At 71.4% G+C, this 25,458-nt stretch carries 19 protein-coding genes; 6 read left to right on the top strand and 13 right to left on the bottom strand.

All coding sequences use genetic code 11. The features are described from left to right. Nucleotides 1-105: 105 nt before the first annotated feature. The 3 genes from FM051_RS06130 to FM051_RS06120 are packed head-to-tail and all read right to left on the bottom strand — an operon-like array spanning nt 106 to nt 4,534. Nucleotides 106-1,212 carry an SWIM zinc finger family protein gene (locus FM051_RS06130; protein WP_158841530.1) on the bottom strand — a complete coding sequence of 369 codons (1,107 nt, stop codon included), beginning with the start codon at nt 1,210-1,212 and terminating at the stop codon, nt 106-108. Further along, nucleotides 1,209-3,926, bottom strand: a complete 2,718-nt coding sequence (locus tag FM051_RS06125) for a DEAD/DEAH box helicase (protein ID WP_238412160.1) — start codon at nt 3,924-3,926, stop codon at nt 1,209-1,211. The genes FM051_RS06130 and FM051_RS06125 overlap by 4 nt, the downstream gene beginning before the upstream one ends. An 8-nt stretch (nt 3,927-3,934) precedes the next feature. After that, nucleotides 3,935-4,534, bottom strand: a complete 600-nt coding sequence (locus FM051_RS06120; RefSeq protein WP_158841528.1) for a PadR family transcriptional regulator — start codon at nt 4,532-4,534, stop codon at nt 3,935-3,937. A gap of 75 nt (nt 4,535-4,609) precedes the next feature. Between FM051_RS06120 and FM051_RS06115 the strand changes: the two genes are divergently transcribed. Continuing rightward, nucleotides 4,610-5,767: a winged helix DNA-binding domain-containing protein gene (locus FM051_RS06115; RefSeq protein ID WP_158841527.1), complete on the top strand. Its 1,158-nt coding sequence runs from the start codon at nt 4,610-4,612 to the stop codon at nt 5,765-5,767. Beyond that, the gene (locus tag FM051_RS06110; RefSeq protein WP_158841525.1) at nt 5,764-6,225 is read left to right on the top strand and encodes a GNAT family N-acetyltransferase; all 462 of its coding nucleotides are present in this window, start codon (nt 5,764-5,766) and stop codon (nt 6,223-6,225) included. The genes FM051_RS06115 and FM051_RS06110 overlap by 4 nt, the downstream gene beginning before the upstream one ends. Before the next feature lie 75 nt (nt 6,226-6,300). On the opposite strand, the gene FM051_RS06105 is transcribed toward FM051_RS06110, so the two are convergent. The 4 genes from FM051_RS06105 to FM051_RS06090 all read right to left on the bottom strand — a co-directional run bounded on the left by FM051_RS06105 (nt 6,301) and on the right by FM051_RS06090 (nt 12,658). Then, nucleotides 6,301-7,065, bottom strand: coding sequence for a putative protein N(5)-glutamine methyltransferase (locus tag FM051_RS06105; RefSeq protein WP_158841523.1), 765 nt, complete (start codon nt 7,063-7,065; stop codon nt 6,301-6,303). A gap of 294 nt (nt 7,066-7,359) precedes the next feature. Continuing rightward, nucleotides 7,360-8,676, bottom strand: coding sequence for a cytochrome P450 (locus FM051_RS06100; RefSeq protein WP_158841521.1), 1,317 nt, complete (start codon nt 8,674-8,676; stop codon nt 7,360-7,362). Continuing rightward, on the bottom strand, nt 8,673-10,946 hold the full coding sequence (locus FM051_RS06095; protein WP_158841519.1) for a haloacid dehalogenase-like hydrolase: 2,274 nt from the start codon (nt 10,944-10,946) through the stop codon (nt 8,673-8,675). Before FM051_RS06095 ends, FM051_RS06100 begins: the two co-directional genes overlap by 4 nt. Next, the gene (locus tag FM051_RS06090) at nt 10,943-12,658 is read right to left on the bottom strand and encodes a cholesterol oxidase substrate-binding domain-containing protein (protein WP_158841517.1); all 1,716 of its coding nucleotides are present in this window, start codon (nt 12,656-12,658) and stop codon (nt 10,943-10,945) included. The genes FM051_RS06095 and FM051_RS06090 overlap by 4 nt, the downstream gene beginning before the upstream one ends. Before the next feature lie 614 nt (nt 12,659-13,272). On the opposite strand from FM051_RS06090, the gene FM051_RS06085 reads away from it, so the two are divergent. Beyond that, the gene (locus FM051_RS06085) at nt 13,273-14,688 is read left to right on the top strand and encodes a family 2B encapsulin nanocompartment shell protein (protein WP_158841515.1); all 1,416 of its coding nucleotides are present in this window, start codon (nt 13,273-13,275) and stop codon (nt 14,686-14,688) included. A gap of 91 nt (nt 14,689-14,779) precedes the next feature. Here the strand turns inward: FM051_RS06085 and FM051_RS06080 are convergent, their stop codons facing one another. Then, nucleotides 14,780-15,571: a TetR/AcrR family transcriptional regulator gene (locus tag FM051_RS06080; protein ID WP_158841513.1), complete on the bottom strand. Its 792-nt coding sequence runs from the start codon at nt 15,569-15,571 to the stop codon at nt 14,780-14,782. Nucleotides 15,572-15,648: 77 nt separating this feature from the next. On the opposite strand from FM051_RS06080, the gene FM051_RS06075 reads away from it, so the two are divergent. Next, nucleotides 15,649-17,910, top strand: coding sequence for an ATP-binding cassette domain-containing protein (locus tag FM051_RS06075; RefSeq protein WP_158841511.1), 2,262 nt, complete (start codon nt 15,649-15,651; stop codon nt 17,908-17,910). 209 nt (nt 17,911-18,119) lie between these two features. Here the strand turns inward: FM051_RS06075 and FM051_RS06070 are convergent, their stop codons facing one another. Next, nucleotides 18,120-19,265: a cellulose-binding domain-containing protein gene (locus tag FM051_RS06070; RefSeq protein WP_158841509.1), complete on the bottom strand. Its 1,146-nt coding sequence runs from the start codon at nt 19,263-19,265 to the stop codon at nt 18,120-18,122. Nucleotides 19,266-19,546: 281 nt separating this feature from the next. On the opposite strand from FM051_RS06070, the gene FM051_RS06065 reads away from it, so the two are divergent. Together FM051_RS06065 and FM051_RS06060 are read left to right on the top strand one after the other, a co-directional pair. Then, nucleotides 19,547-20,395 carry a tetratricopeptide repeat protein gene (locus tag FM051_RS06065; protein WP_158841507.1) on the top strand — a complete coding sequence of 283 codons (849 nt, stop codon included), beginning with the start codon at nt 19,547-19,549 and terminating at the stop codon, nt 20,393-20,395. Next, nucleotides 20,329-20,616, top strand: a complete 288-nt coding sequence (locus FM051_RS06060) for a hypothetical protein (RefSeq protein WP_158841505.1) — start codon at nt 20,329-20,331, stop codon at nt 20,614-20,616. The genes FM051_RS06065 and FM051_RS06060 overlap by 67 nt, the downstream gene beginning before the upstream one ends. Here the strand turns inward: FM051_RS06060 and FM051_RS06055 are convergent. The 4 genes from FM051_RS06055 to FM051_RS06040 all read right to left on the bottom strand — a co-directional run bounded on the left by FM051_RS06055 (nt 20,599) and on the right by FM051_RS06040 (nt 25,394). Next, complete coding sequence (locus FM051_RS06055) at nt 20,599-22,992, bottom strand: PEP/pyruvate-binding domain-containing protein (protein WP_158841503.1); 2,394 nt, start codon at nt 22,990-22,992, stop codon at nt 20,599-20,601. The genes FM051_RS06060 and FM051_RS06055 overlap by 18 nt on opposite strands. Nucleotides 22,993-23,033: 41 nt before the next feature. Next, entirely contained in the window at nt 23,034-23,579 is a 546-nt protein-coding gene (locus FM051_RS06050; RefSeq protein WP_158841501.1) for a QsdR family transcriptional regulator, read from the bottom strand. A gap of 112 nt (nt 23,580-23,691) precedes the next feature. After that, nucleotides 23,692-23,883: a hypothetical protein gene (locus FM051_RS06045; protein WP_158841499.1), complete on the bottom strand. Its 192-nt coding sequence runs from the start codon at nt 23,881-23,883 to the stop codon at nt 23,692-23,694. Nucleotides 23,884-24,212: 329 nt separating this feature from the next. Continuing rightward, nucleotides 24,213-25,394, bottom strand: coding sequence for a S8 family peptidase (locus tag FM051_RS06040; RefSeq protein ID WP_158841497.1), 1,182 nt, complete (start codon nt 25,392-25,394; stop codon nt 24,213-24,215). Nucleotides 25,395-25,458 lie beyond the last annotated feature (64 nt).

The following is a 25,458-nucleotide window of genomic DNA, read 5'->3' as shown; positions in this document are numbered from 1 at the left end:
GGCAACACGGTGGGTTCGGGGCGGCGTGGGCAGCCGGTGGAGGCGGCGTGGGCAGGCGCTTCTTGAACGGGCGGTCCGGTAGGTCGGTCCAGTGGGTGGGTGCGGTCAGTCGGTGTCGGTGAGGGCTGCGGCGGGGTCGCGGTGTGGGGTGCCGGTGGGCCACCAGTCGCCGTCGGCGGCGCGGTAGGGGTACCAGCGGCCGTCGGGGCCGTAGCGGAGTTGTCTGTCGTGGACCGTCCACTGGTTGCGGCGGACGGTGGGTTCGGGGAGTTCGCCGCTGTCCCAGGCCGCGCGGGCGCGGGCGTTGTCGGTCTTGCCGGGTGTCCAGGGGTTTTCGAGGACGTCGAGGGCGGTGAGGCCGCCTTGTCGCCAGGCGCGGACGGCGCGGGGGTCGGCGTCGAGGCGGGCGCGCAGAGCGGGGTGCGTGGCGGCCATGCGGATGTGGTCGCGGCGGTCGTCGGGGGCGGGCCACCGGCCGGTGGCGAGCACCTCGCGGGCTTTGGCGGCGGCGTCGGCGACGAGCAGCCGCAGCACGTCGACGTCCAGGCCGGGTGCGGGTTCGAACTCCGGCAGTGGGCCGAGGTCCGCGGGTGGCGGGTCGTCGGGCAGGTCCCGGACGGGTTCGGCGTAGGCGGTGGTGGCGAGGACGCCGGTGGAGACGCCGGTTGCGGAGACGCCGGCGACGACCTCGTCCTGGTCCCGGCCGCGCAGGAGCAGCAGCACCCACGGGTCGGCGTCGAGCAGCCACGAGGCCTGGTGGCACAGCGCGGCGGCGTGCTTGCAGGGCAGTTCCCAGCCGGGGCAGGTGCACTCGGGGTCCAGGTCGCCGATGCCGGGCAGCAGCGGCACGCCCGCGTCGTCGGCGGCGTCGACGAGTTCGCGGGGCATCTCGCGGTCGAGCAACGCGGCCAGGTGACCGGCTTTCGCGGCGATCTGGGTGAGGAACCGGCTCCACTCGTCGTCGGTGAGCGGGGTCAGGTGCACGGAGGTCTGGTAGGTGTCCTCGACGTCGTAGACGGTGGCGGCGAGGCGGCCGGGGCTGACGGTGATGGTGCCGACGAGCCCGGCGTGCGCGTATTTCCGGCCCTGCCGCAGGGGCGCCTGGTCGAGGGAGGTGTCCTCCAGGGCCTGCAGCCACGCCTTGCCCCACCAGGAGCCGGCGCGGCGGACACCCTTGCCGAACGCCGGGAAGCCTTTGACGCGGTCGCTCATGTGCCGTTCCTGAGTTCGACCAGGTTGCCCAGTTCGTCGTCGGACAGTTCGGTGAACGCGGCGTCGCCGCGGGCCAGGACGGCGTCGGCGAGGTCGCGTTTGGCGCGCAGCATCGCGGCGATGCGGTCTTCGATGGTGCCCTCCGCGATGAGCTTGTGGACCTGCACGGGCCGGGTCTGCCCGATGCGGTGCGCGCGGTCGGTGGCCTGGTCCTCCACGGCCGGGTTCCACCACCGGTCGTAGTGCACGACGTGGTCGGCGCGGGTGAGGTTGAGGCCGGTGCCCGCGGCTTTGAGGGACAGCAGGAACACGGGGCACTCGCCGTCCTGGAAGAGCCGCACCATGTCCTCGCGGGCGGCGACGGGCGTGCCGCCGTGCAGCAGCTGGGTGGGGATGCCGCGGTCGGCGAGGTGCCGTTCGATCAGCCGTGCCATGGCGACGTACTGGGTGAACACGAGCACCGCGCCGTCCTCGGCGAGGATCGTGTCGAGCAGTTCGTCGAGCAGTTCCAGCTTGCCGGAGCGGCCGGTGAGCTTCGGCGAGGACTCCTTCAGGTACTGGGCGGGGTGGTTGCACACCTGTTTGAGGCCGGTGAGGAGTTTGACGATCCGGCCTCGGCGGGCGATGCCGTCGGCCTCGCGGACCTCGGCCATGAGTTCCCGCACGACCGCCTCGTAGAGCGCGGCCTGTTCGCGGGTGAGCGCGACGGGCTGGTCGGTCTCCGTCTTCGGCGGCAGCTCGGGCGCGATGCCGGGGTCGGTCTTGCGGCGGCGCAGCAGGAACGGCCGCACGAGGCGGGCGAACCGTTCCGCGGCCTCCCGGTCGTGGTCGGCCTCGATGGGCGTGGCCCAGCGGGCTTTGAACTGCGCCATCGTGCCGAGCAGGCCGGGGGTGGTCCAGTCGAGGATCGCCCACAGCTCCGACAGCGTGTTCTCCACCGGGGTGCCGGTGAGGGCGACACGGGCGCGAGCGGGGATGCGGCGCAGGGCCTTCGCGGTGTCGGAGGCGGGGTTCTTCACGTGCTGCGCCTCGTCGGCGACGACCATGCCCCAGTCAACGTCGGCGAGCCGGTCGGCGTCCAGGCGCATCGTGCCGTAGGTGGTGAGCACGAAACCGTCGTGCGCGACGTCGCGGCGCGGGCCGTGGAAGCGGCGGACCGGGACGCCGGGCGCGAAGCGCTCGATCTCGCGCTGCCAGTTGCCCATCAGGGACGCGGGGCAGACGACGAGGGTGGGTCCGTCGTCGCGGTGCAGGTGCAGCGCGACGAGGGTGATGGTCTTGCCCAGGCCCATGTCGTCGGCCAGGCACGCCCCGAGTCCGAGTGAGGTCATCCGGTCCAGCCAGCGCATTCCGTGCAGCTGGTAGTCGCGGAGGGTGGCGCGCAGCGCGGGTGGTTGCGCGACGGGTTCGCCGTCGAGGTCGGCGAGCCGGGACTTCAGCTCGTCCAGCCACCCGGTGGCGGCCACCTGGACCTCGACGCCGTCGATCCGGGTGGTGCCGGCGAGGGCGGCGCCGAGGGCGGCGATCGCGGTGACGGGTTTGAGGTCGCGTTCCCGGGCGCGGCGGGCGAGTTCGGGGTCGACCAGGGTCCAGCGGTCGCGCAGCCGCACGACGGGCCGGGTGGCCTCGGCGAGCCGGTCCAGCTCGTCGGGGGTGAGCGGGTCGTCGCCCAGGGCGAGCTGCCAGTCCACGGAGGTGAGCTGGTCGGGTCCGAAGAACGCGGGCCGGTCGCTCGGGCGCTCGCCGATGACGACCTTCGCCGTCAGGTCCCGCACCAGGTCCTTCGGCCAGTGCACGTCCACGCCCGCGCCGGCCAGGCGGACCGCGCCGGTGGCGAGCAGGTGCTCCACGTCGGAGTCCAGGAGGGTGACCTCGTCGGGCACCGGCTGGTCGAGCAGCCGTTCCAGCGGCGCCCAGGCACGGGCGGCACGGCGCAGCGCCACCATGGCGTCCGCGCGGGACCGCTGGTTGGCGGCGGCCCACAGTTCGGCGGCGTCCACGACCCGCGCGGGGTCGGCGAGGCTGTGGACCTGGACGACGGCGCGGAACGGGCCGAAGCCCTCGATCCGCAACGAGATGCGGACGCCCTGGTCGGCCCAGTCGCGCAGGTGCGGCACCTGTTGGGGCACGGTGGCGGCGAACGCGGGCGCACCCGCGGCGTGCACGGCCGCCGCGCCACGCGGCATGGTGTCGGCCACGGCGTCCAGGAACGCCCGGAGCAGGGGTTCGGCGTCGGGTAGTTCGAGCGGTTCCCGTCCGGGCAGCGGCACGGCCCGTGCGTGGGCGGGCATCGCGTCGGCGAGGTCGCGGACGCGGGCGTGGTCGGCGGCGTCGAGGGGCCCGAGGAGCCAGGCGTCGAAATCCCCGTCGGTGACCGCGGGCCGCACCCGGCCGCGGGAGACGAGTTGCAGCGCGACGACCACGGCGGCGCCCCAGAACGCGGTGGCCGGGTGGGAGTCCGGGGTGCGGCGGGCGCGGCTGAGCAGCGGGATGGCGTCGGCGACGGGCAGCCGCAGGGCGGGGACGGTGCGGCGGGAGCCGTCGGGGGCGGCGATGGTGAGCCGGTCGGCGCCGAAACCCTCCGGCAACCCTTGCGCGCCGCCTGCGTGGGGCTCGGTGAGATCCGTTCCGGGTGGGCCCTGGTCGGGGTAGAAGGCGATGGTGGACGTGCGTGGCGGGTCGGCGGCCTCGAAGACGGCCGCGTACCGCTCCAACCCTGAGTTCAGTGCTCCCCCTCGCTATACTCAAGTTTGAGTATAGCCCAGCTGCCGGGTGTGCCGGGCGATCCCGGCTCCCCCGCCATCGGGTAGGTCCCGGCTTCGAGGCGTTCGACCAGCCCCCGCGTCCACTCCGCACCACTGGCCGCGGTGTGCTCCCACAGCCCGAACAGCTCCTTCACGTGCGACGGCTCGCGCCACTCCCCGGCCTGCTTGCGCGCCGCGTCACGACGGGTCTCCAACGCCGCCAGCCGCTCGTTGAGCAGACCGACGGCCTCCTCCCGCGACAACGACGGCAACAACGCCAGCCCCGCGGCGAGCAGGTCGGGCCGCGTCTCCGGGCGGCGCAGCGCGTCCCGCAACAGCTTCCGGTACTCGGCCTCGCCCTCGGGCGTGATCTCGTAGTCCGTGCGACCGGGCGGGACGGTGTGGTCGACCAGGCAGCCGTCCTTGGTGAGCTGCTTCAACGCGTGGTAGATCGAGCCCCACTTGACGTTGGCCCACTCCCCCGCGCCCCACGACATCAGGTCGTTGCCGATCAGGTAGCCGTGGGCGCGCCCGTAGCCGTGCACCACCCCGAGCACCAACAGCCGTGTAGCCGACATCGCGTCCTCGCCCAGCGGTATTCGGGTTTCGCATTTCCGTTTCCGTGGTCAGGGTAGATCGCAGAGGATGGACCGGTGACGCTCGCCAAGATCGACGACGCTCGGCGGCGGGCCCGCCTCGGCGTCCGACACCTGCTGTCCACCCGTGCCGCCTCGGTCGAGGACGTCGCCGACGCGCTGGTGGGTCTGCACGCCACCGACCCGGCCACCGTGTTCCTGTCCGCCTGCGCCCGCCTGGAACAACCCACGGTGGCCGACGTGGAGGCCGCGTTCTACGACCGGCGGACGCTGGTGCGCCTGCTCTGCATGCGCCGCACCATGTTCGCCGTCACCGCCGCGTCCGCGCCCGTCGTGCAGGCCGCCGCGGGGGCGGCGATCGCGGAGAAGGAACGGCTCAAACTGCTCCAGCACCTCGCCGACGGCCTCGGCTGGGACGCCGACCGCCTGGCCGAGGTCGAGAAGGCCACGCTGGAGGCACTGCGCCTGCGCGGCGAGGCCACCGCCGTCGAACTCACCCGCGACGTGCCCGCCCTGCTCGAACAGCTCGTCATGGCGCCCGGCAAGCCCTACGAGGCCCGCCAGAACGTGTCCAGCCGCGTCATCCGCGTCCTCGCCGCCGACGGCTGGATGCGCCGCAGCCGACCTCTCGGCACGTGGCTGAGCACCCAGTTCCGCTGGGCCCCGGCGACTCCGTGGCCCCACGTCAATCCCGACGAGGCCCGCGCGGAACTCGTGCGCCGCTGGCTCGCCTCCTACGGGCCCGGCACCGAGGCCGACGTCAAGTGGTGGACGGGCTGGACCCTCGGCGCGGTCCGCAAGGCCCTCACCGCCGTCGGAGCGGTCGAGGTCGAACTGTCGTCCGGCATCGGCTACGTACTGCCGGACGACCTGGCGGACACCGGAGAGCCCGAGCCGTGGGCCGCCCTGCTGCCCGCTCTGGATCCGACCCCGATGGGCTGGCAGGCCCGCGACTGGTACCTCCCCGCCCGACACCGGCCGCGCCTGTTCGACACCGCGGGCAACGTCGGCCCGACCGTGTGGTGGAACGGCGCCGTCGTCGGCGGATGGGCGCAACGGCCCGACGGCGAACTGGTGTGGCGACTCCTCGATGACGTCGGCGCGGACGCGACCGCGGCGATCAGCCGGGAGGCCGACCGCCTGACGTCCTGGTTGGACGGGGTGCGCGTGATCCCCCGCTTCCGGACCCCGTTGGAGAAGGAGTTGGCGAAGTGATCCTGTTGCGGCGGTTGGACGACCAGGGACTGGAGCGCCTGCTCGGCCTCGCGGTCGCGGACGCCGACCCCGCCGACGTGATGCCACCCGGCTGGACCGTGGACCGGCCGGACGACTTCCGCGAGTTCTACCGCGGCTTCCAGCAGGACGCCTACGAGATCGTCGACGACGGCCGCACCGTCGGCATGGCCCGGCTCACCGCGACAGGCGAGACCGGCATGTGGGTCGCCCGCCGCGCACGCGGCAACGGCGTCGGCCTCGCCGCACTGCGCCGCGTCGTGGAGGAAGCACCCCGCCGCGGCGTCCGCACCATCCTTGCGGACACCACCACCGACAACGTCGCCGCCGTGGCCATCCTCAAGAAGGCCGGCGCCATCCTCGACGTCGACGGCACCCGCGTCGCGGCACGACTCGCCGTCCCCGCCCCGTGGACGCGGCGCGGGCCATCACCGGGATGACCCGCGCCAGGACGTCACCGGGTTCCGGTCAGCACTTCGCCGTGTAGGCCGCACAGTCGGGGACTCGTCCCGAACTCAGCCGAGGGAGCCGACCACGACGGTCGCCGACAGGTCCTCGTCCGACACGACCTCGGCGCGCAACCCACCGCGTGCGAACGCCTCCACCGTCCCCGACGCCTGCACCGCACCCGTCTCCACCAGCAACCGCCCACCCGGCGCCAACCACCGCGCCGCGTCCGCGATCACCCGCCGCTGCACGTCCAGACCGTCCACACCACCGTCCAACGCCACCAGCGGCTCGTGCTCACGCGCCTCCGGCGGCATCAGACCGATCGCGTCCGTCGGCACATAGGGCGCGTTCGCCACCAACACGTCCACCCGCCCCAGCAACGACCCCGGCAACGGCCCGTACAGATCACCCTCGTACACCTGGCCCGGCACATTGCGCCGGGCACAGCGCACCGCCGCCGGATCGATGTCCACGGCGTGCAACTCCACCGCCGCCACCCGATCGGCCACCGCCGCCGCCACCGCACCCGAACCACAGCACAGGTCCACCACCACCGCACCCGGCCGCGCCGCACCCACCGCCACCCGCACCAGGAACCTGGTCCGCCGACGCGGCACGAACACACCCGGGTCCACCGAGACCCGCAACCCGCAGAACTCCGCCCACCCCACGACGTGCTCCAACGGCAACCCGGCGACCCGCCGGGCCGTCAACTCCTCGAACTCCTCGGGCGTCCGGGCGGCAGCGGCCAACAACCGCGCCTCGTCCTCCGCGAACACACACCCCGCCGCACGCAACCGCGCGACAACACCGACATCGGGAACCGACATGGACAGCGCAACGCCTCTCGCGTGAAACCCGCGGGCGCCTCTCACACCGCCACTACGCGGCCGGAGACGACCCGATGTGCACCAACAGAAATGGGTCCCACCTCCTCAGTCCGCGCGAACCACCACACCGTATCCCACCGGCGACACGTACCGGTCGCCCGGACCGGAACACCGCCGCCGGCCCGACGGGCACCGGTCACCGCCGCCGCGCCGGACACACGGTGTCCGACTCCTCCTCCACCTCCACCTCGGCGGGCCAGCCGGCCGGCCGCGCTCCCGACGACGGGCCGGCGGTCACCCCCGAACAGACCCGGGGGCGGTACCGGCGCACGGCGTCGCGGCCCCGTCCGCCCCGTCCGCCCCGGGCGCGGTGGTCAGCACCGGCAGCGCGGACCGCACGCGGAACGGGAACGTCGGCTGGTAGGTCGGTTCCGCGCGGTCGGCCAGGGTGAGGCCGGGCATCGCCGCGGCGAGCTCCTCGAGGGCGATCCGGAGCATCGTGCGCCCCAGCGGAGCCCCGATGCAGAAGTGCTCGCCGAGCCCGAAGGCCAGGTGGTGCGTGGTGCTCACGCGACCCGGCCGGAACTGCTCGGGACAGGCGTACTTGGTCTCGTCGCGGTTGGCCGACCCGTACACCAGCAGCACCCTGCCGCCGGCCGGGATCCGCACGCCGCCGATCTCGACGTCCCGCAGGGCGGTGCGGTACATGCCGGCGATCGGGCAGTCGAACCGGAGCCCTTCCTCGACGAGGTCCTCCAACGGGACGTCGCCCGAGACGACGACGGCCCACCCACCCGCCGTGCGGGCCTGGTTCCACACGACGGTGGCCAGGGTCTCGGCCGCCGTCCGGTACCCCGCGGTGATCAGCGTGGGTATCTGCGCGATCGTCTCGTCCACCGACAGGCGGTGGCCGTGCGGGCATTCGTGCAGCATGCGGCTGATCAGGTCGTCGCGCGGCCGGGCCAGGCGCTCGGCCACGAGCTCCCGGGCGAACCGGCCGTACTCCAGCAGTCCGCGCGCGCACTCGCGCAGCTCGTCCGGGTCGGTGCCCTCGTGCGCGGTCATGATCTTGATCCGCTGGTCGGTCCAGGTGTCGAACCGGGCGTGGAAGCTCCCCGGTATCCCCAGCACCTCGAGGATGACCATGAGCGCGTAGGGCTTGGAGAACTCGCTGATGAACTCGAACCCGGGTTCCCGGGCGAGCCTGCGGGCCATGCTGCGGGCGGTGGCCCGGATCCTGGGTTCGGAGGCCTTCAGCGCCGTGCGGGTGAAGCCGGTGTTCACCACCGCACGGATCCTGGTGTGCTCCGGTGAGTCGAGCGACCCCAGCGGCAGCGCCTCGCCGCGCCACTCCCCCAAGGCCTGCTCGACCTCCGGGGGCAACGCCGTCGTGGGGCTGGGGTTGTGCTCGCGGACCGAGAAGGACCCGTGGTCGCGCAGCACCGCGGTGATGTCGTCGTGCCGGGTCACGCACCAGGCGCGCAGCGACTCCGCGTAGAACACCGGCTCCGCGGACCGCGCCTCCCGCAGGAACGGGAACGGGTCGTCCCGGTGGGCGTTGCGGGGGTCGAAGGCGGCGCCGACATCGCTCGACGTTCCACATTCGATCATGGCGTGTGCTTCCCGAGGCCGTGACCGGCGTACCGGAAGCCCGGGTCCAGGTAGGTCATGGCGAGCAGCACGTAGTTGTTCACCAGGATCGGGACGCCGTACCGCAGCGGGCGGGGCGCGGCCTGGTCGGAGACCGAGGTGTAGCCGCCGTCCGGGTCCTGCCGGGACAGCAGGTAGCGGATGCCGTCGCGGACGACCTCGCTGTCGCGGTGGTTCCAGGCGAGGGCCATCAGGCTGTACGCGGTGCTGACCGGGTCGCTGGGCTCGCCCGGTGTCTGCCCCCAGCCGCCGTCGGGGTTGGCCGTGGTCAGCACCCGCCGTTCGGCCGCCAGCATGGCGGGCGCCAGCCTGCCCTGGTTGACCGCGGGGTTGCGGTGGTACACCGCGCGCAACGCGATCAGGACGCGGAAGATGGCGTTGGCCTCGCTGAGGCTCCAGCTCCGCTCGAACGTGCCGTCGGACCGTTGGGACCGCACGATGAAACCGGCCGCGCGCTCCATCAGCTGGTGGTGTTCGCGGGCATGGGGGACGAGGGCCATCACCGCGTTGGCGGTCATCGTGGCCTCGGCGGGCTGGCCGGCGAGGTAGGTCGGGAAGCCGCCGTCCGACCGGGCCATGTGACGCAGGTACCGCAGTCCTCCGGCGACGTGCGTCCGGTACCGGGCGGGGTCGACGACGTGCAGGAACGCCATGGCGTGGGTCGCGGTGTCGAGGTCGGTCTGGACCACGTCCGGCGCGAAGGGCCAACCGCCGTCCTCGGCCTGCTGCGCGGCGGTGTAGTCGGCCATCGCGATCAGGGTGGACCGGTCGACTCCCGCGCGGGCCAGCGCCAGGCCGGCGGTCGCGGTGGCGAAGACCTCCTCGCTGACGTTGAGCGCGAGGCCGCCGTCCGGCTTCAGGTGGGCGGCCAACGCGGTCACCCCCTCGCGGATCACCGGGTGCCCTGGCAACACCCGGTTGAGCGCCAGCAGGGCGAACAGGTGGGAGAACGTCTGCCGCTCGATGACCCCGATCCCGCGCCGCTGGCCCGTCTCGGTCAGCCGCAACAACCGCGCTGTCAGCTCCGGCGCCACGGGCTCGGCGGAGTTGAGGTGGTGGATCGCCATCATCCGCAACCGCGTCCAGGTCGCCTCGCCCCGGTGGCGGAACGCGTCCGACGGCGCGTCCACGTGGAACGGTTCCGAGCCGACCACCGCCAGGATCGCGGCCAGCGCGAGCCTCTTGCGCGCCGACGAGTGCTGGGCGGCCCCCTCGAAGGTCTGGTCGATGAGCCGTTCCCGGTCGGGGACGGGGATGCCGTAGAGGGCGGAGTTGATGACGGCGGTGTCGAACGCGTCGGCGGTCGGCGCCCGACCTGCGAGGTAGGCCCGCAGCCCGCGTTGCGCGGCGGGCAGCAGGTTCTCGCGGCGCAGCAGCGTGAGCATGAGCGCGGACTCGGTGACCCGGCTGTCGTTGTGCCCCACCACCGCGCCCGAGGGGGTGACCTCAGCGAGGATGCGGGTGGTCAGCCGCTCTGCCGCGTCCCGCAGGTCCCACCGCTGCGGCGCGGGGACCCCTGAGGGCGGCGGCAGGCTCGGGCGCCGGACCAGGGTGATGCCCACGCGGTCGCGCAGCACGTCGGGCAGGTCGGTGCGGTCGGCCAGGTGCCACCGGTTCTCCCGGGCCACGGCGAGCAGCCCCGGTGTGGGCTCGAACGCGATCCGGTGCCCGACCTGCTTGAACACCTCGACGTCGCCGAGCGAGTTGCCGATCGCCAGCGACCGCGACCAGGCGACGACCGCGCCGGCGGCCAGTTCCAGCGCCACCTTGTCCTTCGCGCCCTCCACGGTGGACTCGACCTCACCGGTGTACAGGTCGTCCTCGACGGCGAAGCGGGTGCCGCGGAACCGGTCGACCCCCAACTCCGCCGCCAGGTGCGCGACCATCTCCTCGGGTCCGCCGGAGATCAGCATCGGCGTGAACCCGGCCTCCCGGACCGCCGCGACCAGCGGGCGCGTGAAGTCGAACAGCCGCTCGCGCTGCACCAGCCAGAGCTCGGCCATGAGCGCGGACACCGGGCGGCGCGGCACGTCGGTGAGCATCGCCGCGAACAACTCGTTGAACGCACCCGGCCGCGGCGGCGTCTCCGGCTCGCCGGTGGCCAGGAGCTCCCGCAACCGGACCCCGCGGTCGCGGGGCGAGAGCCCGGCGTCGAGCAGCATGGCGGGCAGCGGATCGGCCAACGCCCCTGGCAGCAGCGTGCCGTCCACGTCGAGTACCGCGATGTTCATGCTGCCCCTCCGGTTTCCGCGACCAGCAGGCGATCCAGGAACGGGTTGCCGAAGACCCGGTGCGGGTCGTGTGCGTGCAGCCGGGAGACCGCCCAGTCCCACGAGTCGCCGAACGCGGCGGGCACCGTGCCGCTCAGCACGGTCGGGTCCGACCACGCGGACTCGGCGGTGTAGGCCCACCCCTTGGCCCACTCGGGCCGCGCGCAGGCGTACGGCGCGCGGTAGTTGCCGAAGACGAACTCCTCGAAGTCCCGGTAGAAGCTCTCGGCGTGCTCCGTCCCGGGGAAGCTGAGCACGTTCGCCCAGACCGCAACGTCCCAGTGCGGGTTCTCCGGGTCGGCCCTGACCGGCGAGAGCGCAGGCGGCTGGACCTCTCCGGCGTCGGTGACGCGCGGGCGGTCCAGACCGGTGATCCGCAGCTGGACCGGTCCGTTCACCGGGTACCTGTCCTGGTTCCGGTAGGTGTCGACCAGCTCGCGGAAGAACGTGCCGTACTCGTGGACGACCCGCTGGAGCAGGTCGCGGCTGGTGAGGATCGCGTACCCGTTCCAGGCGTACCGCAGGATGTTGGGCTTGGCGGACAGCAGCAGGTTCTTCGACAGGCCCCACAGGTCGGCCGAGGCGGACGCGGCCAGGCCCGCCACGGTCGCCGCGTACTGGACCTCGCCCAGCTCGGCGGTGTGCCGGGGGTCGTCGCTGACGACGAGCGACACCGCGCGGGAAACGGACTCCGGGACGTGGTCGGTGAACGGGAAGTTGTACGGCTCGACGACCGGGCGCGACTCGGGCGGGCGCTCGGGTTCCACCTCGAACGTCCGCACCCACGTCCGCTCGGACTGGGGGAACCACACCACGTCGACCCGCCCGCAGCGGTCGACCAGGGCCGCCAGCGACCGGGACGAGACCTTCTCCGGCGCGGCGAGCAGCTCGCCGGCGGGGATGGTCACCTCGCTGACGCACCGCAGGGGGTAGTCGGGAACGACGGACAGCGTCACCTCGGTGATGAACGCCCGGCCGAGGTGGGTCAGGAAGGCCGCCGTGTCGGGGTCCGAGCGGTGGAAGGTGCGCAGCACGTACTCGCCGGAGGGCTTGTCCCACACCACGGCGGTCAGGGCGGCGACGAGGTCGCTCAGCGACCCGGATCCGCCGTCCGCCGCGCCGGGCGCGGTGGGAGCGGTGGGAGCGGTGGACGCGCCGGTGCCGTGGCCGCCCACGGCGAGCACGCCGCCCACGGTCAGTTCGCCGCACAAGGGCATCAGCGGCAACCCGAACCCGTGGCGCTCCGCGAACTCGGCCAACTCCCGCAGCGACACACCGGTGCCAACCCGGATTCCCGGCGCCGCGCCGGCTTCCACGCTCATCCCGGTCAGGTGTTCCCTGGTGTCGGCGAGGACGACGCGGTCCGCGTCCGGCTGCCGGTCGGTCAGCACGAGCGGTGAGGCGGTGTGGCTGTGCCCGCTGGCCCGCACCCGGTACCCGCGCGATCGCGCCCAGTTGGCGACCGCGACCACGTCGGCGGCGGAGCGCGGGGTGCACACCCACACGTCGTCGACGTGGATCTGGTCCAGCCAGTTGCGGTAGCGCTGCCGGCGCACCGGGACGCCGCCGGGGAACCCAGGCGGCGCGGCGCCGTGCTGCTGCGATCCGACCGGGAAGCCGTACGTATGCCGACCCTCGTCGAGGAACGGGGTGACCACCGGATCAACCTCCATGTGCCGCTTTCCGGGCGAGACGCGGCACCGGATCCGCACCGGGAAAGGTGCGGTGGACAGCGGTGCATTCGCGTCGCGACGGGCGTGACCCCGATCGCCTCTCGGAAACTAACACCGCCGTCGACACCGGGCAGTCCCTCGACCAGGTATCACGCAAATCGACGTCGATCCGCTGACGATTCACGTTCGTGATTCCCCGCACTGTGGTGTGGACACGTTCCGGAGTGCCGGTAGATTTACCTGCCGAAAAATCGCCGGTTCGACCGTCGGAATGAACTCATACGAAGGAACCACTCTCCGCACATGTGCGGATTTGGTCACCCTGCGGCACGTCAAGGCCCATCGCCGACCCCGGCGGGCGATAAATCCACACCCCGCCACCGGTCAACTCCACGGCCAGGTGAACGACACCGGTAAAACCACCAACTTCCCCGAAGACGGCCACCTCCGCGTTCCAGTCACACAGCGCGCGCACACCGCACCGACAGACAACCCGGAGGGAGGTCGCCGTTAACCCGGAGGGAGGTCGCCGTATCGGATACTTCCCCCTTCCTTTTCCGCTGACTACGGTCGAGTCGATCCGGTCAACAAAAAATGGATTGGCGGTGCACGCGGTGACTGTGACCGATTCACCCACCCCCGACGTGGAGAGCGAACAAAACCGGCTGAGCCTCAGCACAGCCGCGGCCCGGAACCTGGCGACGACGACCAAGTCCGTGCCGCAGATGCAGAACATCACCTCCCGGTGGCTGCTGAAGGTCCTGCCCTGGGTGGAGGCCAAAGGCGGCGCCTACCGGGTCAACCGCAGGCTCAGCTACGCGATCGGCGACGGCCGACTGACGTTCACCAACATCGGCGCGGACATCGACGTGGTGCCGCAGGAGCTCTGCGAACTGCCCCTGCTGCGGGGATTCGACGACGTGGAGGCGCTGTCCGCGTTGGCGCGCTGCTTCCAGCAGCGCGAGTACGGCCCGGGCGACGTCATCGTCGAACGCGGTCGTCCGCAGAACGAACTGTTCCTGGTCGCGCACGGCAAGGTCGACAAGATCGGCACGGGCGAGTACGGCGACAAGACCGTGCTCGGCGTCCTGGCCGACGGCGACTACTTCGGCGACAAGGTGCTCGCCGGGCCGCAGGACGAGTGGGACTTCACCGCCAAGGCCGTCACGCCGGTCACCGCGCTGGTGCTGTCGTGGCAGGACTTCGAGCAGCTCAACGGCGAGGCGGGCGCCCTGCGCGCGCACATCCAGCGCGCCTTCAACGTCGGCGATCGGCGGCAGAACGCGCACGGCGAGGCCGAGATCGACATCGCCTCGGGCCACGACGGCGAGCCGGACCTGCCGGCGACCTTCGTGGACTACGAGCTCACGCCGCGCGAACTGGAACTCAGCGTCGCGCAGACGGTCCTGCGGGTGCACAGCCGGGTCGCGGACCTCTACAACAACCCCATGAACCAGACCGAGGAGCAGTTGCGGCTGACCATCGAGGCCCTGCGCGAACGCCAGGAGCACGAGATGGTGAACAACCGCTCGTTCGGGCTGCTGCACGCCGCGGACCTCAAGCAGCGCATCCACACCCGCAACGGCGCGCCGACGCCGGACGACATGGACGACCTGCTGGCCACCGTGTGGAAGGAGCCGACCGCGTTCCTGGCCCACCCGCGGGTGATCGCGACGTTCGGCAAGGAATGCACCAAACGCGGCGTCTACCCGTCCACAGTGGACCTGAACGGCCACCACGTGCCCGCGTGGCGCGGTGTTCCGCTGCTGCCGTGCAACAAGCTGGAGATCAGCGACAACCGCACCAGCTCGATCCTGCTGCTGCGCGCCGGCGAGCAGAACCAGGGCGTCATCGGCCTGCACCAGACCGGCATCCCCGACGAGTACCAGCCGGGCCTGTCGGTGCGGACCATGGGCGTCAGCGAAAAGGGCATCATCTCCTACCTCGTCAGCACGTACTACTCCGCCGCGGTCCTCGTACCGGACGCCATCGGCGTGCTGGAGCACGTCCAACTCGGCCGCGAAGACTGACCCCACACCGAGATCGGCACCCGGCGACGGCGCACACACGCGCCGTCGCCGCCCTGTTTCCCAGGACCGACTGGGCACGGTGGGACCGACCTCAGCCCTCGACGCCCGCCCCGGCCCGCGCCACCGCCGCCTCGATACCGTCCAGCAACACGTCCAACCCCGTCACGAAATTCCGCACCGCGTCCCGCTCCAGGTACGGCACGCACTCATCCCCCACCACCGGCGGCGGCTCCTCCGCCCCGATCCACGACGCCAACGGGAACCGCTCCGCGAAACCCGTCGCCACCTCCTCCAACACCGGCGACCGCGAGAACCACCACTCCTCGTCCGTCATCCCCGTCTCCCGCGCCGCACGTCGCGCATCCGCGATCACCCCCGCCGCACCACGCACGAACTGCACCACCGCACCCACCACACCCCGCAACACCGACGGCCCCAACCCCGTCTCCCGCAGGATCCGCAACAACGTCTCCAACATCGCGAACTCGTTCGGCCCCAACACCGGCCGAGCCTGCGACACCTGCAACACCCACGGATGCGCCAGGAAGAACCCCCGCAGGTCCTCCGCCCACGCCCGCAACGCCACCCGCCACCCGTCGCCCAACGGGTACTCCGCCGGCAACTCCCCCAGCACCTTGTCGTACATCAAATCGACCAACTCGGCCTTGCTCGGCACATACGTGTACAACGCCATCGCCGAACGCCCCAACCGGTCCCCCACCGCACGCATCGACAACGCCGCCATGCCGTCGCCGTCCGCCACCGCGATCGCCGCGTCCAGGATCACGTCCACACTCAACCCCGGCCCCGCCGACCCACCGGGCTCACGCCACAACAGCCGCATCGACCGATGCGCGTCACCCTGCCCGGCGAACACGGCCACTTGCTCACCCCTTACAGCGTAAAGTATCGTGCCCGCGATCACTTTACGCCATAAACAAACCAGGGGGAAGCAAGGCGATGGCCGCACCAGCCGACAGCCACGACGTCATCCAAGTACGCGGCGCCCGGGAGAACAACCTCGCCGACATCTCCGTCGACATCCCCAAACGACGACTCACCGTCTTCACCGGCGTCTCCGGCTCCGGCAAGTCCTCACTCGTCTTCGGCACCATCGCCGCCGAGTCACAACGACTCATCAACGAGACCTACACCGCGTTCATCCAGTCCTTCATGCCCAGCCTCGGCCGCCCCGACGTCGACGCACTCCGCAACCTCAGCGCCGCCATCATCGTCGACCAGGAACGCATGGGCGCCAACTCACGCTCCACCGTCGGCACCGCCACCGACGCCCACACCATGCTCCGCATCCTCTTCAGCCGCCTCGGCACACCCCACGTCGGCACCTCCGGCGCCTTCAGCTTCAACCTCCCCGAAGGCATGTGCCCCCACTGCGAAGGCCTCGGCCGCATCTCCACCATCGACACCGACCAACTCGTCGACCGCACCAAATCACTCACCGAAGGCGCCATCACCGTCCCCGGCTTCACCGTCGACAACTGGTACGTCCAGACCTACATCCAATCCGGCTTCTACGACCCCGACAAGAAACTCCAGGACTTCACCGAAGAGGAATGGGACGCCTTCCTCAACCGCGAAACCACCAAAGTCAAAATCGGCAAGACCAACGTCACCTACGAAGGCCTCCTGGTCAAAGTCCAACGCCTCTACCTCGGCAAAGACCGCGAAAACATGCAACCCCACATCCGCGCCTTCGTCGACCGCGCCGTCACCTTCACCGAATGCCCCACCTGCCACGGCGCCCGCCTCAACGCCGCCGCCCTCTCCTCCGAGATCGACGGCGTCAACATCGCCGACTGCTCCACCATGCAGATCAGCGACCTCGCCGACTGGGTCGCCAAGATCACCGACCGCTCCGTCGGCCCCATGCTCACCACCCTCAAAGAACTCCTCGACTCCCTCGTCGAAATCGGCCTCGGCTACCTCAGCCTCGACCGACCCGCCGCCACCCTCTCCGGCGGCGAAGCCCAACGCGTCAAGATGGTCCGCCACCTCGGCTCCGCCCTCACCGACGTCACCTACGTCTTCGACGAACCCACCATCGGCCTGCACCCCCACGACATCCAGCGGATGAACGACCTCCTCATCCGCCTGCGCGACAAGGGCAACACCGTCCTCGTCGTCGAACACAAACCCGAAACCATCCGCATCGCCGACCACGTCGTCGACCTCGGACCCGGCGCCGGCACCAACGGCGGCCACATCACCTTCACCGGAACCGTCGCCGAACTCCGCGCCTCCGACACCCTCACCGGTCGCCACCTCGACCACCGCGCCCGACTCCGCGACGAAGTCCGCACCCCCACCGGCCAACTCCCCATCACCGGCGCCTCACTGCACAACCTCAAAGACGTCGACGTCGACATCCCACTCGGCGTGCTCACCGTCGTCACCGGCGTCGCAGGCTCCGGCAAGAGCTCACTCATCCACGGATCCCTCGCCAAGCGCCCCGACGTCGTCACCGTCGACCAATCACCCATCCGTGGCTCACGACGCTCCAACCCCGCCACCTACACCGGCCTGCTCGACCCCATCCGCACCGCCTTCGCCAAGGCCAACGGCGTCAAAGCCGCCCTCTTCAGCGCCAACTCCGAAGGCGCCTGCCCGACCTGCAAGGGCATCGGCCTCGTCTACACCGACCTCGCGATGATGGCCGGCGTCGCCTCCGTCTGCGAGGAGTGCGAAGGCAAGCGGTTCACCGCCGAAGTGCTCACCCACGAACTCCGCGGCAAGAACATCAGCGAAGTCCTCGGCATGTCCGTCACGGAAGCCCGCGAGTTCTTCACCGAGAAGCAGGTCAAAGCCATCCTCGACCGACTCGTCGACGTCGGCCTCGGCTACCTCTCACTGGGCCAACCCCTGACCACGCTCTCCGGCGGCGAACGGCAACGGCTCAAGCTCGCCATCCACATGGCAGAGAAGGCGTCCACCTACATCCTGGACGAGCCCACCACCGGCCTGCACCTCGCCGACGTCGACCAGCTGCTCGCCCTGCTCGACCGCCTCGTGGACGACGGCAACACCGTCATCGTGATCGAACACCACCAGGCCGTCATGGCCCACGCCGACTGGATCATCGACCTCGGCCCCGGCGCCGGGCACGACGGCGGCCGGATCGTGTTCACCGGCACTCCTACGGACCTGGTCGAGAACGCCTCCACCCTGACCGCCCAACACCTCCGCGCCTACGTCGGCCTCTGACCGTCCTGGCGTGTTTTGAAACGAGTCTTTCCCGGTGGCACGGACCACTGGGAAAGACTCGTTTTAGTCAACACTGAAGTTATTGAGAAGACGGTACCGATGGGGCGCATCTCACGACCGGGTGATCGCCCGGTCGGACCGGGCGAAGGCTGGTCCTCCCAGCGTTCCGTGGGCGCCGGAGCCGTACGGACCCCGGCGCCCACGCCCGACTAGCAGGCGATCGGCGAGGAGCCGACCGTGACGTCGTCGTACCAAAGGGTGTCCGCGCCGTCGCCGTAGCTCTCCCAGCCCAGCCGCAGGTCCGTGACGGCGGGCCGCCAGCCGGACCTGGCCAGCCACTGCTGGTCGATATCGGGCGTCGGCACGCCGTCCACCTGCAGACCCTCGACCGGCGCGCCGTTCAGCGAGGTCGAGAGCCTGCCCGCCGGGTCGACGGTGAACTGCACGCAGTTCCACTGGCCGGTGGGCAGCGGTTTGCTCATCGCCACGCCCTGCGGGCTCTGCGCGGGCAGGGTGGCGTCGTCGGACTCCCGGTTCCACTGCAACGCCGCGTTCTGGCCGCCCATGCGCAGGTCCTTGCCCGCGTCAGCGGTGTCCTTCATGGCCATGAACGTCACGTGCGCCGCCGGCAGCGCCGTGGTGTGGCGGACGTAGAACCGGCCGTGCACGGCGGCGGACGACCCGGTCACCGGAGTGCCGAAGAAGATGTGGTTGCAGTAGCCCGCCGCACCGTTGACGCGTACCGACTTCGAGCCGCTGTGCGCGACCGAGTTGTCGATGCTGACCGCGCCCTGGCCGGTGCAGTTGGCCGCGCCGACGGTCCACCGGCCGGCCGGGGTGGTCCCGGTCTGCTGCTCGAAGTCGTCGCACAACGCCGCCGTGCCGCAGCCGACTGGCGGCACACCGGTCGTGGTGGTGGTGGTGGTGGTCGTAGACGTCGTGGTGGTGGTCGGCCCGTCACCACTGCACGAGACGCCGTTGAACGCGAAGTCGGTCGGCACCTCGTTCGTGCCGCTGTAGGTGGCCTGGAAGCCGAACTGCGCGCTCGCGCCCGTGGCCAGCGAACCGTTCCACGGCATGTTGGAGACCGTCACCCGGGCGCCGGACTGCTTCACGTCGGCGCTCCACCCGGAGCTGATCGCCTGGTTGCCGGCGAACGTCCAGGCGAGGTTCCACGAGGTGACCGGAGCGGACTGGTTGGTCACGGTCACGTTCGCGGTGAACCCGGTCGCCCACTGGTTCAGCTTGTAGTCCACGGCGCAGACGGGAGCCGCACCCGCGGTGCTGGTCCCGCCGATCACCACCAACCCGGCTATCGACACCACAGCGGCCACCGCCGCCAGCAGATTTCGCACAACAACCCCTTCGTTGTCGTTTCTGGGAGCGTTCCCAGACACCGACTGTAACGATCCGGTCACCACAACGGAATACCCCGCCTGCCGCCACGGTCACTCGAACGAAGGCGTGCCCGACCGGTCACTACGGTGCACTGTGATCGACAACGGACCGGGCCACCGAGGGGGACCCATGCCGACCGCCGCCGAGGTGAGCTGGACCAGGCCGAGGCGTTGGCCGGACGCACCCTCGCCTCGCCCACTCCCCCGACGACGTCGACCTGCGCATCGCGTGGGGCCGCGTGCTGGTGGCCCGGCACCGCGACGCCGAGGCCATGGCGGCGTTCGTTGGTGACGACGACCGCCTGGTCGCGTGCCGCGTGACCGAACTGTCCCGTGCCCACGAGTACGACCGGGCCGTCGCGGTGGCCACCGACGCGCTCGCGAAGTCACCGGACAGCGTGCCGCTGCGCCTGGCCCTCGGCCGGACCCACCTGGACGCGTGGCGGCCCGGGGCGGCACTGGCGGTCTTCGAAGAGGCCCGGCGGCTCGCCGGGCCGGACGACCCGCGCGCCATCCGCGCCCGGATCAGCCGCCTGCGGGCCGCCCGCCGGTTCGAGGAGGCGGAGGAGACCGCGCGGCAGGCGTTGATCAACGCCCCGGACGAGGCGGCCCTGCACGTGCTGCTGGCCGAGGTGTACGACCACGTGCGCGCGTTCGACCGAGCCGAGCGGCAGTTCGCCGCGGCTCGCGAGATCGACCCGTACCACGGCAGCCACGCCGACCTCGGCGCGTTGTACGTCCAGATGGGGCGGTACGAGGAGGCGTACGCGCAGGCGCAGTCGGCGATCGAGTCGGCACCGGACACGGAGGCGGACCCGCATTTCGTAGCCGGGGTCGCACACCACCGCATGGGGTCGTTGGCGGCCGACGCGCGCGGCCGGTTCGGGTACCGGGTGCGTGCCATGCACCACCTGCGGGAGTGTCTGACGCGCAGTCGCGGGCACGTGGATGCCCAGCGGAACCTGCAGTTGCTGGAGCGGGAGATGAAGGCGGTCGCGCCGGCATCTGGGGCGGCTACGCGGTGGCGACGATCTCGTTGCTGCTGCTCGGCACGATGTGGACGGCGTTCTTCTTCTCCACGAAGGTGACCGCCGTGATGGTGACCGCCACCACGCCGGTGCTGGTCGGGCTGTTCACCGTGGCCGTGCTGCTGCCCGCGTTGATCCGGCTCAAGCTGCCCGGTTTCGAGGCGGATCTGCAGGCGGGCAGCGCCACCGTCTCCCCCGGACCCACCGGGCAGGTCACGTTCGGGCCGGGGCGGTTCACCGTGACCACCGGGCCGACCGGTCAGCTACCCCGACGGGAGTGACTGCGCCAGCACGGTCACGGTGCCGCGTCCGCCGTCAACCCGGACGCGGTCGCTGGTCTTGATGCGGGTGGTGGCGTTGCCGCAGCCGACGACGGCCGGGATGCCCAGCTCGCGCGCGACGATCGCGGCGTGCGACAGCGGTGCGCCGACGTCGGTCACCACGGCGGCGGCGCGGGGGAACAGCGGGGTCCAGCCGATGTTCGTCACCGTGGTCACCAGGATCTCGTCCTGTCGGAGGGCGGCGCCGTCCGCGACGTCGTGGATCACCCGTGCCACGCCCTCCACGACACCGGCCGCGCCGGGGAAACCAGATACCGCATCACCCTGCGGTTCGGGTTCGGTGGACGCGTCGTAGACGTCCGACCTGCGGTTCGGGTCGGCGGCCCACGTCTCGGGGTCGAAGTGGCCCCGGATCAGCGTCGGGTACGGCGGCAGCGCGCGGTAGCGGTCGTAGGCGGCTCGGCGGGCCGGTACCGCTGCCAACGGGGTCTCGTCGCCTTCGAGAACGCGCAAGGTCTCCTCGATCGGCAGGAAGAACACGGCGTCGCCGTGCCCGGTCACCTCCCCCGCCCGCACCAGGAACGCCCGCAGCACGCCGAACGTCCGGGCGAACTCCGACCGTGCGCGCTCACGTTCACGAGCCCGTTCGGCGAATTCGTCGACCTGGCGGCGCAGGCCGGCCACCTTGCCGGGGTGGGCGGCTCGCAGGCGTTCCCACGCCGCGTCCCGCACGGCCGCCTGTCGTGCCAGCAACTCGTCGGGGTCGACTCCGACGTCCTGCAGATCGGGCCACGTCGGGTCCTCGGCCGGGCGCGGCGCGGACACCTCGAACTCGTCGGCGAACCGGTGGCCGTACTGCCGGACGTACGCCTCACGGGTGATCTCGCCACGCCGCAGGCGTGCCAGGCCCAGGACCGGCCCCAGGCTCTCCAACTCCCCCGCCGCGCCGTGCGCGCCGGTCAGCAGCGCGGTGGCGTCGTCCTCCCCCACCAGCTTCACCAGCCGGCGGCGGACCTTGAGCGTCGACATCTGGCCGTTGCGCGCGCCCGTGTCGAACACCCTGGCGTCCACGTGCAGCGCCTCGTCCACATCGGACTTCCACAGCGCGAGCAGTTCGGCGGGCGTGGTCGCGGCGCGGAACGCCGCGTGCAGCCGTTCGGCCCGGCCGGGCGCGGACGCCAGCAGGCCGTCGATCTTCGCCCGGTACTCCCGGCCCTGCCGGAGGAACGGCACCACCGCGCCGACCGCCGCGCGCAGCACGGCCGGGCGTGACAGCGGCAGCCGCGGCAGTTCCACGCCGGGCGGGATGCGCCCGAACGCCTGCTCGGCCACCCGGCGCATCAACCCGCCGAGCCCGAGCGCCGAGCCGACGGCCAGCGCGGCGCTCATGTTGAGGTAGAACCGGCCGCCGATGTTGCCCGACGTCGGGTGCCCGGCGATCGGCGGCTGCGCCAGCACCTTGGCGAACGACCAGGTGGCGGACGTCATCACGCTCGGCACGGCTTCGCGCAGGTTCGCGCACGTCCACAGGTAGTCGCCGCGCAGGCTGTCGTTCCAGACCTCGGCCAGCGCCGTGATCGGGCGGGCCTGCAACACCGCGATCCGCCCGTCGGCCACGGCCCACTCGACGTCCATCGGCACGCCGTACAGGTCCTGGATCCGCGCGCCCAAATCGGCCAGCTCCAGCACTTGGGCATCGGACAGCAGGGAACCACCCGACCGCCGCACCTCGCCGGACGTCGCCACGTACTCGTCGGGGGTGACCGATCCGCCGACGAGCGCCTCGCCCAGGCCGGGCGCGGCGTTGACCACGGTCTCCGTCCGCGCGCCGGTGACCGGGTTCGCGGTGAACAGCACCCCGGCCGCGTCGGCGGGGACCATCTCCTGCACGACCACGGCCAGTGCCACGTCGGTGATGCCGTTGCGGGCGCGGTAGGCGATGGCGCGTGCCGTCCACAGCGACGCCCAGCACCGCTTGACCGCGTGCAGCACGTCGTCGCCCGAGACGTCGAGGAACGTGTCGTGCTGGCCCGCGAACGACAGGTCCGGCAGGTCCTCGGCGGTGGCCGACGAGCGCACCGCGACCGGCCCGGACGGCAGGGCCGCGCGGATCGCGGCGGCGATGTCGTCCGGCACGTCCCTGCGCGCGAACGCGGCGGCGATCGCGGTGGCCGGGTCCTCGCCCCGGAGCCCTTCCCGGATCTCCGCGTCGAGGTCGGCGGTGAACCGGCGGTAGGCGTGCGTGGTGAGGTGGAAGCCGTCCGGAACGGGCAGACCGGCGGCGGCGAGCCTGGCCAGCGAGGCGCCCTTGCCACCCACCGTCTCCAGGTCGGCGGCGGGATCGGCGAGCGGCAGCACCAGCGCGGTGGTCCCCATGCGGTCGATCCTGGCAGAGAGCCCCTGTGGGAAGGCGTGGATCAGCGCAGCAGCATCCTCAGCACCGATTCCGCCTTCGCCGCGTCGGGTTCGCGTCCGGTGATGAAGTTCAGGTAGGTGTAGGACTCGATGATCCGCACGATCACGTACGCGACCTCGGCCAGGTCGGCGGGCAGGTCGAGCCGTCCCGCGTCGGTCTCCTCCCGCAGCACGGTCAGGAACACCCGGATCAGCCGCGGTTGGAAGCCCCGGTCGTACCGGGTCAGCAGGCGCATCGCCAACTCGCCCTCGTGCGCCAGCCAGTACTTCATGCCGGGGTTGCCGATGACCGCCTCCAGGAACCCGACCGCGAGCCGCACCACGCGTTCCGCGCCCGCCGCACGCGGAGGCCGGTCCAGCTCGCCCAGCGCGTACTCCGACAGCGACCACGCCACCTCGACCAGCAGCTGTTCCCGCGAGCCGACCCAGTGGTGGAGGGCGTCGCAGCTGATGTCGAGCCGTTCGGCCAGCACGCCCATGTCCACGCGCTGCCGGCGCAGGAACGCCCGCTTCGCCTCGACCAAGGCATCCGTCAACATCGCTCTCATCCGCGCACACCCGTTCGGCTCAGGTCGGCCACCACTACGAGACCCACCACTGCGGCGGCCACCAGCGGGTGCGCGGCGTGGCGTTGTCGGTTCGCCTGCCGGAGGCGGGTGGTCATGAGGCGGGGAGGAGGCCGGCGCGTCCGTGGGCGCGGGCGTCGAGGTCCGCCCAGGTGAGCGACATCGGCACACCGCGCGGGTCCGCGTCGTGGTCGAGGAACGTGAAGGCGGTGCGGTCGGGTCGTTCGCGTGCCCAGCGCCGCACGAGGTCCACGACCGTGCCGGTGGTGGTCGCGGTTACCGTCATGAGCACCCTCTCTTCCCCGCGATGACAAATTCCGGAATAGGTTTTGTGCAGTTCTGACAACTTTTCCCGGAGCGGTTTCCAGCACGTCGGGCGCAGAAGCTACCGGCGAGTACAAGAACTGTCAACGACACTTTGCGCGAAGCCAATCGAATCGCGGATGTTTTATCCGCCGGCTCGCAAATCCGCCGGGGCGTTTTGTGGGAATCGCACGAAAGTGATCCACGACGGGGGCGCGAGGCCGTCGTGCGGCGCAACACCTTCAGGCGGTGTTGGACGCGGGGGTTCCCCGGCGCGCGGGGTGAGGACAGGCCGCCGCGCGCCGGGGAAGGTCACGAACCGCTGGTGAACAGCAGGCGGTTGACCGTGCCGCCGGTGGCGCCGCCGCTGACGACGTTCGGCGTGGCGCTGGAGTTGAGCCAGTTGTGCACGGTCGCCGACGACTGGTCGCCGAACCGCTGCTTGTAGAGCGCGGCCACACCCGCCACGTGCGGGGTAGCCATCGACGTGCCGCTCATCGTGCCCGAGCCGCCGGTGCGGACGGTCGAGACGATCGAGCCGCCCGGGGCGTAGAGGTCGACGCACGCGCCGGTGCTGGAGAACGACGACCGGGCGTCGGTGCGCTCGGAGGACGCGACCACGCTGGCCGTCTCCACCTTGCGCGGCAGGCGGTCGCACGAGTTGCCGCCGGTGTTGCCCGCCGAGGTGGCCAGGAAGACGCCCGCGGCGATCATGTTGCGGATCGCGGTCTCCAGGCTGGCCGACGGCGTGAAGTTCCACGACGTGTTGGCCACGGCCGGCTTGGTGTGGTTGGCCGTCACCCAGTTGATCGCGTTGAGCACCGACGTGGTGGTGGCGCTGCCGGAGCAGTTCATCATCTTCACGCCGTGCAGGCGAACGCCCTTGGCGATGCCGTAGGTGTTGGAGCCGATGGTGCCGGCGACGTGCGTGCCGTGGCCGTGGCAGTCGGTGTTGTTGCTGTCGTAGGCGTTGTAGTCGAACGTGGCCCGGCCGCCGTAGTCCGCGTGGCCCGGCGTGATGCCGGTGTCGATGATGTACGCGTGCACGCCGGCGCCCGTGTACGTGTAGTTGTAGCTCGCCGACAGCGGCAGGTTGCGCTGGTCCACGCGGTCGATGCCCCACGACGGCGGGTTCGCCTGGGTGGCGTCGAGCGCGTCGGTGACCAGCACGTCCTGTTCGATCGTGGTGACCGCCGGGTCGCGGCTGAGCTTGCGCAGCTGCGCCGGGGTGAGCTTGGCGGCGAACCCGTTGAACGCCGCGTTCCAGACGTGGGTCGGCGTCACGCCCGCCGTGGCGGCGACGTTCGCGCCGCTGCGGGCGGCCGGGTTCAGCGTGACGATGTAGGAGTCCTTGATCGGGTGGACGGTCGCGGACGCCGCCGCGACCACGATGTCGGCCTGGTGCAGGGGTTCGGCCAGGGCGGCGCCGGTGGTGAGTCCGATTGCGGTGGTGGAGACGGCCAGAACGGCAAGGGTTCTGTGGAAAGGACGCACGTGTTGGCTCCTTCGGGTGACCCCCGAACGGGCGCGCTCCGACGCAGGGTTGACGGAGCGGACA

This window comes from Saccharothrix deserti (genome assembly GCF_009769385.1).
GTDB lineage: Bacteria > Actinomycetota > Actinomycetes > Mycobacteriales > Pseudonocardiaceae > Actinosynnema > Actinosynnema deserti.
This window is presented reverse-complemented; position numbering and strand designations above follow the sequence as displayed.

Excerpts from the sequence above, each read along its gene's own strand:
- FM051_RS06045 (WP_158841499.1), bottom strand. The coding sequence starts at position 23,883 with ATGACGGTAACCGCGACCACCACCGGCACGGTCGTGGACCTCGTGCGG.
- FM051_RS06120 (WP_158841528.1), bottom strand. The coding sequence starts at position 4,534 with ATGTCGGCTACACGGCTGTTGGTGCTCGGGGTGGTGCACGGCTACGGG.
- FM051_RS06050 (WP_158841501.1), bottom strand. The coding sequence starts at position 23,579 with ATGAGAGCGATGTTGACGGATGCCTTGGTCGAGGCGAAGCGGGCGTTC.
- FM051_RS06095 (WP_158841519.1), bottom strand. The coding sequence starts at position 10,946 with ATGAACATCGCGGTACTCGACGTGGACGGCACGCTGCTGCCAGGGGCG.
- FM051_RS06130 (WP_158841530.1), bottom strand. The coding sequence starts at position 1,212 with ATGAGCGACCGCGTCAAAGGCTTCCCGGCGTTCGGCAAGGGTGTCCGC.
- FM051_RS06100 (WP_158841521.1), bottom strand. The coding sequence starts at position 8,676 with ATGATCGAATGTGGAACGTCGAGCGATGTCGGCGCCGCCTTCGACCCC.
- FM051_RS06075 (WP_158841511.1), top strand. The coding sequence starts at position 15,649 with ATGGCCGCACCAGCCGACAGCCACGACGTCATCCAAGTACGCGGCGCC.
- FM051_RS06105 (WP_158841523.1), bottom strand. The coding sequence starts at position 7,065 with ATGTCGGTTCCCGATGTCGGTGTTGTCGCGCGGTTGCGTGCGGCGGGG.
- FM051_RS06055 (WP_158841503.1), bottom strand. The coding sequence starts at position 22,992 with ATGGGGACCACCGCGCTGGTGCTGCCGCTCGCCGATCCCGCCGCCGAC.
- FM051_RS06090 (WP_158841517.1), bottom strand. The coding sequence starts at position 12,658 with ATGGAGGTTGATCCGGTGGTCACCCCGTTCCTCGACGAGGGTCGGCAT.